Below are 14,707 nucleotides of genomic sequence, written 5' to 3'. Positions count from 1 at the left end.
CGATGAGTATAGATGTATTAGAAGATCCAGTAGAAGAACGCTTATTTTACCGCTCGAACAATGAACCTAACTTCATGGTTCGCTCTGCAACACCAGCAGATGATCAACAGTTGATGCGTTTGATTGCTGAAACAGTTCCTAGCAATGGGATTACATTGTCTTATGAACGGGCACCAAGCTATATCAATGCAAGTCAGGCGCAGTACAATCGACCTGATATTAAACTTGTGGTTCCTGTTGATGATCCTGATTTGGTGATTGGGATGATGAACTTAGGTTGGCGTTACTGTTATATCAATGGCCAACCTGATTTAATGCGCTATGTGGCAGACCTGCGTATGCACCAAGAGTATCGAGGGGCGAAGGTCATGCGTTTATTGATGGATTATGTCTATGATGAAATCCCATTAGATACGATTTTCCAAAGTGTGGTTTTAGAAGACAATAAATTGGCATCGGGTATTTTGCATAACGAACGTAAAGGTTTTCCTTTACCCTATTATTATGATGATATTCGGACCTTTACGGTGTCACAGGCACAAAAACCAGAGCAATATCACCAGTTTCAATTTCGTGTATTAACCCGTGACCAAATTGATCATGCAAATGCATTTATGATTGAAATGAAAGAGCATTTTAATTTTCTTCCAAATTATGATTTTAATGCTTTGGCCGAAGGCCATCATCCTTATTGGAAAGGTATGCAATTAGATGATTTTTATTTGATGCGTGATCAAAACAATAAATTGGTAGGTATTTATGGTTTGTGGGATCAGAAAAGTTTTAAGCAAACTCGTGTGTTAGATTATTCACGCCCGCTTAAAATGATGAAGCCTTTTTATAATGCCTATGCAAAATTTCGTGGCGTGCTTTCTTTGCCTAAAATTAACGGCACCTTTGACTATTTAATGTTGCACAGTCCTTTATGCCATCCAGAGCATACGGACGTGTTTGCAAGCTTAGTATTTCATGCCAAAGAGCAGACTAAACGCCGTGGTAAAGAAACCTATTGTATTACTTTGGCACAAAATGACCCGCGTATTGCATGGATGAAAAATACCACATCACATATTTTAAAAGCTAAGCATTATTTACATAGCTTTAAAGCGAAACCCTATGACAAATTAGATCGTAGTCGAATCACATATTTTGATGTAGGCCGTATTTAAACGAACTTATGTAAAATTCAGTTTGAGCAAAAACTACCGTTAGGTGGGGTAATCCCCCCTAAAAATAATAGGATCTAAAAGTAGAATTTTCTCTTAAGATACGAGCAGGAGATTCTGCATGAAAACATCTAAATTTACTGATAGTCAGATCATGTCCATCTTGAAACAGGCAGAATCTGGCACACCTGTAGCGACCCTTTGCCGTGAACACGGCATGAGTAATGCTACCTTTTATAAATGGCGTGCCAAATATGGTGGTATGGATACATCATTAATGGCTCGACTGAAAGAGCTAGAAGCCGAAAATACCAGACTTAAAAAGATGTATGCGGAAGAGCGATTAAAGGCCGAAATCATCCAGGAAGCGATGGCAAAAAAGTGGTAAAGCCATCTTGCCGGCGTAAGATGGCACAACAGGCAGTTGCCCAGCATGCCATTAGTATTCGTTTGGCTTGTAAAGCATTTGGCATTAGTGAAACCTGCTACCGCTATCAAGCCAAACTCAGTGATGACAATGCACTCATTGCTGAACAGCTCATTGAACTCACTGAGGAAAATTCCGATTGGGGCTTTGGTTTGTGCTTCTCGTATTTACGGCATGTTGAGAGTTGCTGCTGGAATCACAAGCGGGTTTACCGCATTTACTGTGAGTTGGCACTGAATCTGCGTATTAAACCGAGAAGAAGACTAAAACGGCATGCGCCTGAACCATTGAAAGAACCAATCCGAGAAAATCAGGTTTGGTCATTAGATTTTATGCATGATCAGCTTTCCGATGGTCGCAAGTTTCGATTATTGAATGTGATTGATGATTACCGCCGCGAAGGCCTAGCCATTGAAGCAGGGTTCTCATTGCCCACAATCAGGGTTATTCGTACGTTGAATCAATTGCTGGAGTGGAGAGAAAAACCGTTAGTGATCCGATGCGATAATGGTCCCGAATTTATCAGTCACGAATTTGTGCGCTGGGCTACTGAGCACGGTATTCGTATTGAATATATTCAACCGGGTAAGCCACAGCAGAATGCGTATATTGAACGCTATAATCGGACCATACGTTATAGTTGGCTGAGCAAGCATTTATTTGATACTTTGGATGAAGTACAAGATTATGCAACAAACTGGTTGTGGCATTACAACCATGAAAGACCACATCAAGCTAACAAAGGAAAGCCACCTCTAATGGCTGCTTAACCTCTACTTTTAACTTCGGTTATTTATGGGAGGATTACCGTGGTTTTTGTATTTATGCTGGATCAATGTTTTTGATTTATTTACATATAATTAATAAGAAAATAGAATTAAAAACAGGGATTAAAAAAGTGTAATTAGAATGAAAGTTGTATTAATTATGGTGTTGTATAGCCTTTTGCTGACTTGGGGTACAGGAAAGGTATTGGATGCGATGTCTCCTGCATTGGATACTTTTGGACTAATCTTTGGGTTTATTGTTATTTATTTCATTTTAAATTTTTACTATTCGCAGTTAAAACAAAACTATGATCAAAAAGTACAACAACATTATCTTAAGCTTCAAAACTTTGATTGGTACTGCCAAAAATTCCCAGACTCGCATAATGGTAAAGGTGGAAATATTTGTTGCAATCGTTGTAAGAGCCGATCGATTCAAACAGAAAGTATTTATAACGACGGATCATACTTGATGTTTAATTGTCGAAATTGTGGCAATACCTTGTTTTACACAAAACAGGGAATCACATCATGAGTATACATTGCTACTTTGGAGATTTCAGTTCACATACGCAAGAGCTGCGAATGTTAGATTCATTTTTGAATCAATTACAACTCGATTGGGCGACCGAAAATAAATGGATATATATCATTTATAATGCCATTTGGGATGGTCAAGAAATTGACATGGTTTGTTTTACTGAACATGCAATTGTGGTTGCCGATTTCAAAAATTACACAGGCAAGTTGGGTGGCAAAGAAAATGGCCCTTGGACAATGCTTACACCCAGTGATGAAATGATAGAAGTAAAAGGAGGGAATCAACTCAATCCTTTTGTGCAAATCCGAAAAAATAAATACGTGGTCATGGAGTGGTTAAATGCACAGCAGTTTTTTAGCCAAGATAATTTAGGCTTTATTTCTGGCGCGATTTTTTTTTACCGAACTTATAGAGGTTAATCTCGCGCTTTCTAATTCGGTACAGAAGTGGTTGCATGTATCGGACATTCCGCATGCTAGCGAGTTGTTCTCTCATATTCATTCTCCGCAAATCGTATTGACTGAAGTTGAAGTGTTGGCGCTGATTGAGCGTTTAAATGTGACACCACATGAGTGGAAACATCAAGCACCGCAAGAGATTCGTTACCAACCGTTTAAACACCCTGTACAGGAAGATCCACTTAACACTTTGACCTATGTCACTGCAACACACGACCTCACTCAAGAAATTGAAGCAACAAAGCCCGTGTTTGTTACTCAAGTGATTTTGCCTTTGGTGATGGCACTTGTTTTATCTTTTGTGATTAGTGGTTTATATCGTCAAGGTGCGTTTAATGGTGTACAGGACTTTATGTTGCAATCAGTATGGCAAGCTTTTTCTAAGCCAAAAAGTCACACGACAGATGTAGAGGATGCAGAGCCAGAAACGACACAATTAGTGACTCAAGCTACGCAGTCCAAATTAAAGCAGGCAAAGCTTGATCAACAAACAGTTTCAGAGAGTCCAGCATCGAATAAGGTTCAGTCTATTGAGAGTGATCAAGCAGCGCATAAGGCTTTGCCAATCTCTGAATTATCCCAATTTATAAACGCAGACTCTAAGCAAAATACAATATTTGGCTTTGTACTCGGTCAGAGTCGTTATGCAGAGGTCAGTCAGCAATTAACTGAGTTAAAAAATGTGCAAGCCAATAGTTTTGAGGGGACTGTGATTGCCAGTGCTATTAACCCGAAGCAAATTTTGATCAATGGCCCAGCCATAGAATTTGAGCGCTTAAAGCAAGTACATTTCTATTTTGATCAACAACAGGTATTAAGTGCAGTACGCTTTAGTCTAAATAGTGCATTTGAAGACCAATATAAAGATACGTTTTATGCGCAAACTCAGACCTTGAAGCGGCTCAAGTTTGAAAAACTCAAAGGCGAAGTTCCACACGTGGGGGACATGTATGCAACGTTCAAGCGTAAGCAAGATTATGTCCACGTGGTGCAATATCACATGGGCGGTTTTCAAGTGCATGTGACATTTATGACGCCATCGGTATATCAGAAACATATTGTTGGGCAAGAGCTTCAAGCATCTGCGCTGTTTTAATTAGGTTTTAAAGAATGATGTAAAAAGCCTTTTAAAAGATGTGTTCACTCATATTTTGAATGGTATTTGCAAATCGTTTTAAGCAATTGCATTCCATTCCATAAAAAAAGAGGCCTTTATAGGCCTCTTTTTTAGATCTAAAGACGATCTAAATTACACTGGCGGATGAGTAATTTTCCATGCGCGGTGAATTTTGGTATTACGTTTGAAGTCAAGACCAATAGTTTCGTTGCTGATTTCTTTCACATCAAACATCGCTTCGATTTCTTCGTTCATCTCAAAACCACGGTAGTTATTTGAGAAGTATAAAGTACCTTCAGTGGTTAAGCGGTTCATGGCACGTTTAATCAATGAAATGTGGTCACGTTGTACGTCAAAGGTACCGTAGAATTTCTTTGAGTTTGAGAATGTTGGTGGATCAATAAAGATCAAGTCATATTGTTCATGACCTTCTTTTAACCATTCAAAACAATCGCTAGCAAAGAATTGATGTTGTTCATCTGCATGGTCAACAGTTAAACCATTGAGCACGAAGTTTTCTTTAGACCAGTTTAGGTAGGTATTTGAAAGATCGACACTTGTTGTGCTGGCAGCACCACCTAAGGCAGCATGTAAACTCGCTGTAGATGTGTAGCTATACAAGTTTAAGAAATGCTTACCGCGTGCTTCTGCAGCAATACGTAAACGCATTTGACGGTGGTCAAGGAACAAACCTGTATCTAAATAGTCGGTGAGGTTAACTAAAATTTTAGCTTTACCTTCTTGAACGATAAAACGTTTCGATGCAGTACTTTGTTTTGTATACTGAGTTTTACCTTCTTGGCGTGCACGGGTCTTAATAAAGATCGCATCGCGTGGTAAACCTGTAACAGCACGAATAGATGCCAATGCCAAGTTAAAGCGTTTTTTTGCTTTTTCAGGGTCGATTGTTTTTGGTGGCGCATATTCTTGTACATGCAGGCGATCACCGTATAAATCGACAGCGACATTAAAGTCTGGTAAGTCAGCATCATAAAGGCGTAAGCAGAAGACATTTTCTTTCACAGCCCATTTTTTCAGGTTCTGCATGTTCTTTTGCAAGCGGTTGGTAAAATCTTGCGCACCTTCAATGGCTTCAAACTGTTGCGGTTGCCAAGTTGCCAAGAAAGGCTGTGCAACTGCAGTAGGTTTGATTACACCAAAGCGGATATAAATAGGTAATTTACCATTCATTAAGCGCAAAATTTGTGGCTCATCAAAAGCCAGAACATCGGCCTGTTCAACGGCAGCTGCAATAACTGCTGCATATTGATTTGGGAAATTCTTTTGCAAGAGTGCAGAAAGGCCCAAATACAATGCACGGTTAGATGCTTTGTCACCTAAACGTTCGCCGTATGGCGGGTTCGTTACGACGAATGAACGCTTACCAACAGCTTGGAAGTCTGGCCAGTCAGCCAAAGTACGTTCTTCAATTTTGATTTGATCGAGTACAGATTCAAAACCAGCAGCAATAATGTTTTGTTTGGTGGCTTTTACGGCTTCCCAATCTGCATCATAAGCATAAAACTGAGGTAATGGTTGTGCTAAAGCTTGAGCATGACGCTCAGCAGCTTCCGCTTTAATGCTCATCCAAAGTTCATGGTCATGACCGTTCCAACCATTAAAACCAAAACGACGCACTAAACCAGGCGCACGATCAGTCAAAATCATCAGTGATTCAATAATAAACGTACCAGAACCACACATTGGATCTAGGATAATTTCAGGATTACGTTCTTTTAGTTTTGCTTTTTGCAGAATAGCGGCTGCTAAGTTTTCTTTGATTGGCGCATCCGTCATATAACGACGGTAACCGCGTTTATGTAATGAGTCACCTGATAAGTCTAGGCAGTAGGTGTGTTCTTTTTTGCCCGCCAATACATAAAGTGTGATTTCAGGTTGCTTAATATCGATGCTTGGACGTTTGCCAACCGCTTCCATGAATGAGTCAACAACACCATCTTTCACACGTAAAGTTGCAAATTGGCTGTTAACTTTAATATCACGCTCAATATGTAGGCGTACAGCAAAGGTACTTTGTGGTGCAAAAATAAGCGACCAGTCAAAGTTAATTGCACCCTCATAGAGCTCTTCGGCAACATCACGCGCATCGTGAGTGAAATCAAGTTCATGTGTATGGATTGGTGTTAATACACGTGATGCAAGACGTGACCACATACAAATGCGGTAAGCATCTTCAAGTGTGCCTTTGAAAACCAAACGACCCGGGAATTGTTCAATATTTTGAACACCTAAACCTTCAATTTCCTCGCGGAGTAAGGTTTCAAGTCCATCTGCACAGGTGACCCAATATGTAGAAAGACGCGGTTTCGAATTCATGTAAATTTCCAAAAGCAAAAAAAGCAATCGACTATTTTAACGTATTTTCGACTATTTGGGCGCTTCATCTGCATAGGATCATTAAGAAATATTCAACTTTTAGCACAATCGCTGAAATTAGATATTGGTATTAATCAAGTGAGAATTTATGTGATTGGTATGTGTTTTGCTTAGTTACTGCTCGCGCCTGAGTATCTTCAGATATTCAGAGTTTTGCGCTTTTGAGATCATTTATTAAAAGGGGAATATGATGCAACATGTCGAACAAGCCAGTAGTTCAGAAATATTTTCAGTTGCAACACTTTTATATGCACGAATGCGCCGTTTAGGTGTTCGTGTCATTGATGTGATGTATATGGTCGAGAATAAACAATATGCATATCACGTGATTAAGTTGGCTTTACAAGCACATGATACAGAACTTGATCGTTTAAGTGTTCGTTTACAGTTGATGATGGAGTTGGATGTAGAAGATGAAACACAAGTTGAATTGCCTGTCGCTGATACGCTTGTGGCTGAAATGAAAGAGGATCAAGAAGATCCATACTGCGAAGCAACAGAGGATGAGATTTATAAGGCGCAAGTTTCACACCATTATATTGGCGCTTTACGCTAGAGCATGATGCAGATATAAAGGCTGTTTTGCTCGCTGATGCGTATAATTTTAATACGTTTAGCTCTTACTTTAGAGAGTGAGGGCTAGATCGTTAAGTCGCGATCAGACAATACAGCAAAGGACTCATTATAATGATTTTGTTTAAATTATCTAATTGAATTTATACATAGGAATATAGAATTCTATTTTTTATTTCGGCTGAGCTTTGGTGCGATTGCTGAAAACTTCAACTGCCAATTTGCTAGATTCTCTGTATAATGCGTTAACTTAACGATAAGGAATCTCTCATGCACTTGGCGGCATTGCATACACCGAGCCAGATTCAACTCAACCAAGATGGTCACTTAAAACATTTCCTTACCATCGAAGGTCTTTCTAAAGAAACTCTCACAAAAATATTGGACACTGCACAGTCCTTTTTTAATGACCAAAATCAGCTTATTACCAATAATCTTCTTGAAGGCCGTACGGTAATGAACCTGTTTTTTGAAAATTCAACACGTACGCGTACCACATTTGAAGCTGCTGCAAAGCGCTTATCTGCCAATGTACTCAACATTGATATTGCACGTTCAAGTACATCAAAAGGCGAAACACTGCGTGATACGCTGTGGAATTTAGAAGCAATGGCGACGGATATTTTCGTAGTTCGTCATTCCTCTTCAGGTGCTGCTCACTTTATTGCAAAAGACGTTTGTCCAAACATTGCCATTATTAATGCAGGTGATGGTCGACATGCACATCCAACCCAAGCCATGTTGGATATGCTGACGATTCGCCGTGAAACTAAAAAGAATTTTGAAGATATTAGCATTGCCATTATTGGTGATATTAAACACTCGCGTGTTGCGCGTTCAGATGTTGCTGCACTGCAAACCTTAGGTTGTAAAGATATTCGTGTGATTGCACCAAATACACTTCTTCCTTATGGATTTGATGAATATGGCGAAGGTATTCGTCTATTTAATAATATGGAAGATGGCATTAAAGATTGTGACGTGATTATTACTTTACGCATTCAAAATGAACGTATTGATTCACCAGCACTTTCTTCACAAGCTGAATTTTACAAAATGTATGGCTTGAACAAAGAACGTCTTGCGATGGCAAAACCAGATTGTATCGTGATGCATCCTGGGCCAATGAACCGCGGTGTTGAAATTGACTCAAGTATTGCTGATGGCCCACAGTCTGTGATTTTAAATCAGGTAACGAACGGTATTGCAGTGCGTATGGCAGTTTTGGCTTTAGCAATGCAAGGTCAATTAGAAGAGAAAGGTTTGTTAGAAGCGGTTGCGGGATAAGGTAGAAGTCATGACTATTGTAAAAATTGAAAATGTACGTGTCTTAGACCCGATTCAAAATACTGACAGCGTGCAAACGGTTTATGTTGAAAATGGTCAATTGGTTGGCGCGACAGACAATGTTGCTGAAACAATAAACGGCCAAGGTAAATGGTTAATGCCAACCATGGTTGACTTATGTGCACGCTTACGTGAACCAGGTCAGCAGCAACACGGTACGCTTAAATCAGAAGGTAAAGCTGCCGTTGCAAATGGTATTTTGCATGTATTTACACCACCAGATTCAAAGCCAATTGTGCAAGACAATGGCGCCCTTATTCATGGTTTAGTTGAAAAAGCCATGTTGGATGGTGGTATTTATTTACAAGTGATTGGTGCACAAACCCAAGGTTTGAAAGGACAACAACCTGCCAATATGGCGGGCTTGAAAAAAGGTGGTTGTACCGCAGTTTCAAATGCCAATGCGCCATTTGCCAATGATGATGTGGTGATTCGTACTTTAGAATATGCAGCTGGCGTCAATATGACGGTAGTATTCTATGCTGAAGAGCACCAAATTGCGAAAGATGGCTGTGTGCATGAAGGCTTTATTGCATCTCGTCAAGGGTTGCCAATGATTCCAGCTTTAGCTGAAACAGTTGCGATTGCAAAATATCTATTAATGATTGAAGCAACAGGTGTACGTGCTCACTTTGGTTTATTGTCTTGTGGCGCGTCAGTTGAACTTATTAAAAATGCAAAAGCAAAAGGTTTACCAGTAACTTGTGATGTGGCTATGCATCAATTGCATTTAACGGATCAATTGATTGATGGCTTTAATTCATTGGCGCATGTGCGTCCGCCACTTCGTGATGAACAAGACAAAGCATTATTACGTCAAGGTGTAAAAGAAGGGGTGATTGATGCGATTTGTACGCATCATGAACCGCTTAGCAGTTCTGCCAAAATGGCGCCATTTGCTGAAACACAACCAGGCTTTACAGCATTTGATACGTTCATTCCATTTGGCGTACAACTGGTTAATGATGGTTTGCTTGAGCCACTAGAATGGGTGAAAAAAGTTACACTACAGCCTGCAATTGTTGCTCAAATGCAAACGCGTTGGGAACAAGAAGCAGGTTGGGTATTGGTTGATCCAGAGCTTGAATGGACAATTACAAAAGACAGTATTGTGTCGAACGGTAAAAATACTCCACTGATTGGCGCAACAGTAAAAGGTAAAGCACTGGTGACTTTTAAGGCTTAATTAAACGCTTTATGGTGTGCTCAGTTTGTATTTAAAAAGTCAGCTTCGGCTGGCTTTTTTTATGGTGTAAATACCACTTATCAAAGAAATACAATTATTCACAATGATTTAAATATTCAGGCATACACTTTAAAAGATTAGAAAGAAAAGAAATGAAAAAAGAACAAGGCTAAACAAGGAATATACTTATGACTGATTTATTAGAGCTGTTAAAACAACAGGTTTCAGCCATTGTATTAGATGGTGAAAGTGAGCATTTATTTGAAAAAAATAATGCATTAAACCAGTTTTATCCTATTTTACTCAGTGTTTTTAAAGCAAAGCCTGGCTTAATTGCCAGTTTGGCAGATCAGCTCAATCCACGTTTAATTGACATCTTTCAGTCTAATATTGGATTGAAAGAAAAGTTTTTGGACACTGTTTCAGGTGCTGCACCTGCACCAGAAATTGAACACACTTTAAATAAATCCATTATGCCAGTAATGGGTTTTTTACAATCTGAAGCAGGCTCATCTGACCCTGATGCGATTGTACATTTGATTGAAACCCATTTTGATGGAATCAAAAGGGCCTTACCACAGTGGGCAGCTGGAATGTTGGCCGCTTTAGGTATTAATACGGCTATAGGTGAAACAGTACATCAGGCAGAAGTAAGACATGTAACAGAGCCTGTGGAAGAAAAAAAATCAGGTTCTTGGATCGCATTGATTGCCTTGGTTATTTTGGCTTTGCTGGCAGGCTTTTGGTTTAAATCTTGCTCTGAACGTAAGCAAGCGGAGACGGTTACTCCTGTACAAAGTAGCAGTAATCAACCTGCCAAATTCCAATTGAGTACCAATGCCCAAGGTGAACTATCGACTTGTCAGATTTATGTTAATAATGCCTCATATATGAATATTTTACAAAATGAGGTTAAACAAATTTTTACCCATCCAACAGGTTGTGGTGCCGAAACTGATGCGGCATACCATACGCAATTTATCGATCAGGAATCGATTCCATCGGTATTAAAATTGTTCAAAGGGGTGCCAAATGCCTCTTTAACATGGATGGGCGATCAACTCTCTATACAAACAGCAAATAATGCAGATGCAAATCGGTTGATATCACAAGTACAAGGTCTCGTGCCAAATATGAAGGTGGTTGGGCAACAACCCGTCGATATTAACAGTACAGTAGATAACAGTATTAGCAATGCACAAAAAGCCTTGGCAAGCATTAATCCAGATAAAATCCGTGCTTTGGATGTAGCAACTGCATTAAATATGCAAATTATTAATTTTGCTTCAGGTTCAAGTGAAATTCCAAAAGCAAATCAATCGATTTTGGATCAGGCAGCTGCACTCATGCAACGTGCATCGCAAGTACAACTGACTATCAAAGGGTTTACAGATTCTGTTGGTAATGCTGAAGCCAACAAAGCTTTGTCTTTAAAACGTGCCGAAGCAATTAAAAATTATTTAGTTGCAAAAGGAGTCGACCCAGCACAATTGAAAGCCGAAGGTTATGGCCAAGAGCAACCAAAAGCAGACAATTCAACACCAGAAGGTCAATTCCAAAACCGTCGGATTGAATTTGAAGTGTTAAATACAGAGACGGGTAAAGTACGTGAAGTCACTAATCAAGGTGTCACTGAAGTGAAATAGTGTGTGTGAAATAAGATCGCTCTCAATGTTACGAGGGCGATCTTGTTTTTTTATGAAAATTTGCTTAAATTGGCCGCGAATAATAACAATTTTTGGTTTAAAACAATGAAATCTGTATTGATAACAGGTGTGGTGTGTAGTGGTTTGCTTCTGACTGCATGTGATCTACGCAAAAAAGACACCACAGCCACTGAAAACGCAAAGTTGCAAGATTGGAGCTGTAGTGCGCCAGCCAATGTGGAACAAATTCAAAACCATTTAAAAGAAGATTATTTATCTCAATTAGATCAACGGCTACGCCAATCGGGCTATGAGTCTGATCAGGTTTTATTAGAAAAAATCCGTAAAAATATTAAATTTGAAATTAGCCATATTGCGACGCATACAGAACAACCTGAGCAAGCAAAACAACTTGAATGTAGTAGCTTGCTGGTGGCGATCTTGCCGAAAGGCCTACAAAAGCGTGCAGAAAATGCGTATTTAGAAGAACCATGTGACGAGTGTGATGGCGAAGACACTGAATCTCCAAGTTCTTATACATTACAAGATTCAATTAAGAATGAGTGGAGTTCTTTAAAACTTCAAGACGATAAGATTAGTGGTTCAGACTTTAAATATAGCTTGGAACGCTCAGACAATGATGAAATTAGTTTGTCGGTAGAAAGTGCGAGTTTAGTGGGTTTGTCTGCTAAAATTTCAGAGTTAGCGGTAAATTTTGAGGCATATCAAAAACGTAATAAGGCCGATATTGAGGCCAACCAGCAAAGTGTAGAGGAATACAATAAAGAGAATGCTGCACAAACGGCCTTGGCGCAGAAAGCCCTCGATATTCGTCAAAAAGAAGTCGATGCAGAACAAAAAGCTGTGGTGGAACGTTTGAACAGTACATGGGATCGTTTTAGTCCAGAGCAAAAAACGGCACAACAACAAGACCAGTCTGATTGGTTCGAAAAACGTGATGTGGACTGTAAAGTAATTTCGCAAAAACGTGTATATGACTTAAAAGATAGCGAGCTTGAAACCTATCAACAGCAACATCGCTATTGGAACGATGTAATGGAAAAACAAAACCAAGCGATCCAATATAGTCAGTGTTTTGTGCAAAAAACCAAAGAGCGTACAGTATATTTGAATAACCTATTTAATTAAGCATTAGCGCTCTTTCAAAAATTAAAAAATGAACATTAATTGGTACTTAAATTATCAATGAAAGTCCCTTCTCCCTTTGGGATGAGGAATACATTCCGCAAGAGGATGAGGGGTTTAAAGTTTAAAAAACCTCTCCCTTGTGAATCAGTGCTTCTCATCTCCTCAAAGAGAGGGAATTTACATCATGAATTTTAATAGTTCAAAAAATGATTTATGAAAGAGATTTATTGAATATTCAAGCTTGAATATATAAGAAAAGTGACCACACGTTACTTTTAAAATCTGTATAAATAAAAAGGGATGAATTGAAGCATCCCTTTTTTCTTGGCATGCTTAGCTTTCAAGATGAATGAGAAGCATAAAATGCGAATTAGTTTTATTGGGGCTGGGCGGGTAGCACATCATTTTGCGCATGTATTGCAGCAACATCATCAGATTATCAATATTTATAGCCGTAGCTCTGAGGGCGCAAAGCAACTTGCGCAAGCGGTTGGCGCCGATGCCGTGGAGGACATCTCTCAATTAAACCCAAACGTAGATTTATTGATTATTGCGGTGAGCGATAGTGCAATTCGAACGGTGATTGAAGCAGTACATCCATATTTACCGCAGACGCTCATTGTGCATACTTCAGGAAGTACCGACATCCAGCAGTTAACCACCGTGCATGCTCGCTCTGGTGTGTTGTATCCGCTACAAACATTTAGCATGCAACGTGAAGTCGATTGGTCGAGTACGCCTTTGTTTGTAGAAGCTGTTGAGCCGGCAGACTTAGAGACTTTAACGATGCTGGTACAGCAATTGAGTCAGCGTGTTTATCAATACGACTCTGCACAGCGCTTGAGTCTGCATTTGGCAGCGGTGTATGCCTGTAATTTTAGCAATTATTGCTTTGACATGGCCAAGCAAGTAGTGGATGCCAAACAGGTCGATTTTAGTTTGCTATATCCCTTAATATTGGAGACCGCGCAAAAAGCCACTCAGTCAGATCCCCGAATGATGCAAACCGGCCCTGCGATGCGCGGTGATCAAAACATTATTGCCATGCATAGTGACATGTTACTACACGCAGGACATGATGATTTAAAGGCAGTGTATACATTGATGAGTGAACAAATTTTAAAACGTCATTATTCTATTTAAGTTGTAATGGACTAAATATCTAAAAGGAAAGCATTGTGGCAAAGGATTTTTGCAACCCGCAGGTAGTAGAGGGCTATGACCTGCATATCCGTAAATTGATTCCCGGTTATCAATTGGTTCATCAGCAGATTTTGGCAATACTGCAGGCGCATTTATCTCAAGATGCGCATGTGTTGATTGTTGGTGTTGGGACGGGCTACGAACTGGGCTATCTGCTACAAGCTTTTCCGCGATGCAGATTTACGGTTACAGAGCTTTCTCAGCCAATGCTGGACAAAGCCAAAGATTATGTGGCGTTGTGGAATAATGATAATCGGGTCAATTTTATCTTGGGTAGTCATATAGATTTTGAACATTCCCCTCAGTTTGATGCAGTTTTATCGATTTTGGTCACGCACTTTATTCCTTTTGAACACAAGCTGGAGTTTATGCAGGCTGCAAGACGCTGTATGAAAATGAATGGCATCTTTTTAACATTTGATTTAACTCAATTTTCTTTTAAGCAAGAAGCTGAAGCTTTACAGCAAATGTGTTTGATGAATGGGCTTTTAGAGAAGCAAGTGCAGGCGATGCAGAGCAGAATGCAGGATGATTTTTATGCATTAAGCACGCATGAAACTTTTAATCTATTACGTGAAGCTGGCTTTGTACAGGTGCACTCGTTTACTCAGGTTTTATCCTATCAAGGCTTTATTGCAGAGTATTAAACAGCTTGTTGAATTTTTTTATTGGTGACTTTTAAAAAAAGAGAGATTTATATAAAAACATAGATGTAGTGTTTGAGCATTCT

General features: G+C 39.4%; 13 protein-coding genes. 12 read left to right on the top strand and 1 reads right to left on the bottom strand.

Going from position 1 to position 14,707, the window contains the following annotated elements:
• The first annotated feature begins 2 nt into the window (after positions 1–2).
• From C9E88_RS10670 to C9E88_RS10650, 5 genes are all read left to right on the top strand, one after another.
• Positions 3–1,169, top strand: coding sequence for a GNAT family protein (locus C9E88_RS10670; RefSeq protein ID WP_106986731.1), 1,167 nt, complete (start codon positions 3–5; stop codon positions 1,167–1,169).
• A gap of 118 nt (positions 1,170–1,287) precedes the next feature.
• A protein-coding gene (locus C9E88_RS10665) for an IS3 family transposase (RefSeq protein ID WP_101494812.1) occupies positions 1,288–2,363 on the top strand; the annotation gives its coding sequence in 2 pieces (ribosomal slippage) (positions 1,288–1,540 and positions 1,540–2,363; 1,077 coding nt in all).
• Between the two features lie 139 nt (positions 2,364–2,502).
• On the top strand, positions 2,503–2,895 hold the full coding sequence (locus tag C9E88_RS10660) for a hypothetical protein (RefSeq protein WP_106986066.1): 393 nt from the start codon (positions 2,503–2,505) through the stop codon (positions 2,893–2,895).
• Between the two features lie 50 nt (positions 2,896–2,945).
• Positions 2,946–3,320, top strand: a complete 375-nt coding sequence (locus C9E88_RS10655; RefSeq protein ID WP_162368834.1) for a nuclease-related domain-containing protein — start codon at positions 2,946–2,948, stop codon at positions 3,318–3,320.
• 64 nt (positions 3,321–3,384) lie between these two features.
• Positions 3,385–4,455 carry a hypothetical protein gene (locus C9E88_RS10650; RefSeq protein WP_137287922.1) on the top strand — a complete coding sequence of 357 codons (1,071 nt, stop codon included), beginning with the start codon at positions 3,385–3,387 and terminating at the stop codon, positions 4,453–4,455.
• 153 nt (positions 4,456–4,608) lie between these two features.
• Here the strand turns inward: C9E88_RS10650 and rlmKL are convergent, their stop codons facing one another.
• Positions 4,609–6,813 (bottom strand): bifunctional 23S rRNA (guanine(2069)-N(7))-methyltransferase RlmK/23S rRNA (guanine(2445)-N(2))-methyltransferase RlmL, encoded by a 2,205-nt coding sequence (gene rlmKL, locus C9E88_RS10645; protein WP_106986063.1) that lies wholly within the window; start codon positions 6,811–6,813, stop codon positions 4,609–4,611.
• Positions 6,814–7,063: 250 nt separating this feature from the next.
• Between rlmKL and C9E88_RS10640 the strand changes: the two genes are divergently transcribed.
• From C9E88_RS10640 to C9E88_RS10610, 7 genes are all read left to right on the top strand, one after another.
• Positions 7,064–7,429, top strand: coding sequence for a hypothetical protein (locus tag C9E88_RS10640; RefSeq protein WP_322898940.1), 366 nt, complete (start codon positions 7,064–7,066; stop codon positions 7,427–7,429).
• A gap of 287 nt (positions 7,430–7,716) precedes the next feature.
• Positions 7,717–8,733, top strand: a complete 1,017-nt coding sequence (locus C9E88_RS10635; RefSeq protein ID WP_106986061.1) for an aspartate carbamoyltransferase catalytic subunit — start codon at positions 7,717–7,719, stop codon at positions 8,731–8,733.
• Between the two features lie 10 nt (positions 8,734–8,743).
• On the top strand, positions 8,744–9,979 hold the full coding sequence (locus tag C9E88_RS10630; protein WP_106986060.1) for a dihydroorotase: 1,236 nt from the start codon (positions 8,744–8,746) through the stop codon (positions 9,977–9,979).
• 188 nt (positions 9,980–10,167) lie between these two features.
• The gene (locus tag C9E88_RS10625; RefSeq protein WP_106986059.1) at positions 10,168–11,625 is read left to right on the top strand and encodes an OmpA family protein; all 1,458 of its coding nucleotides are present in this window, start codon (positions 10,168–10,170) and stop codon (positions 11,623–11,625) included.
• A 105-nt stretch (positions 11,626–11,730) separates the two neighbouring features.
• Positions 11,731–12,774 (top strand): hypothetical protein, encoded by a 1,044-nt coding sequence (locus C9E88_RS10620; RefSeq protein ID WP_106986058.1) that lies wholly within the window; start codon positions 11,731–11,733, stop codon positions 12,772–12,774.
• A gap of 363 nt (positions 12,775–13,137) precedes the next feature.
• The gene (locus C9E88_RS10615) at positions 13,138–13,917 is read left to right on the top strand and encodes a Rossmann-like and DUF2520 domain-containing protein (RefSeq protein WP_106986072.1); all 780 of its coding nucleotides are present in this window, start codon (positions 13,138–13,140) and stop codon (positions 13,915–13,917) included.
• Between the two features lie 35 nt (positions 13,918–13,952).
• Positions 13,953–14,624: a class I SAM-dependent methyltransferase gene (locus C9E88_RS10610; RefSeq protein ID WP_106986057.1), complete on the top strand. Its 672-nt coding sequence runs from the start codon at positions 13,953–13,955 to the stop codon at positions 14,622–14,624.
• Positions 14,625–14,707 lie beyond the last annotated feature (83 nt).

Source organism: Acinetobacter cumulans, assembly GCF_003024525.3.
Classification (GTDB): domain Bacteria; phylum Pseudomonadota; class Gammaproteobacteria; order Pseudomonadales; family Moraxellaceae; genus Acinetobacter; species Acinetobacter cumulans.
This window is presented reverse-complemented; position numbering and strand designations above follow the sequence as displayed.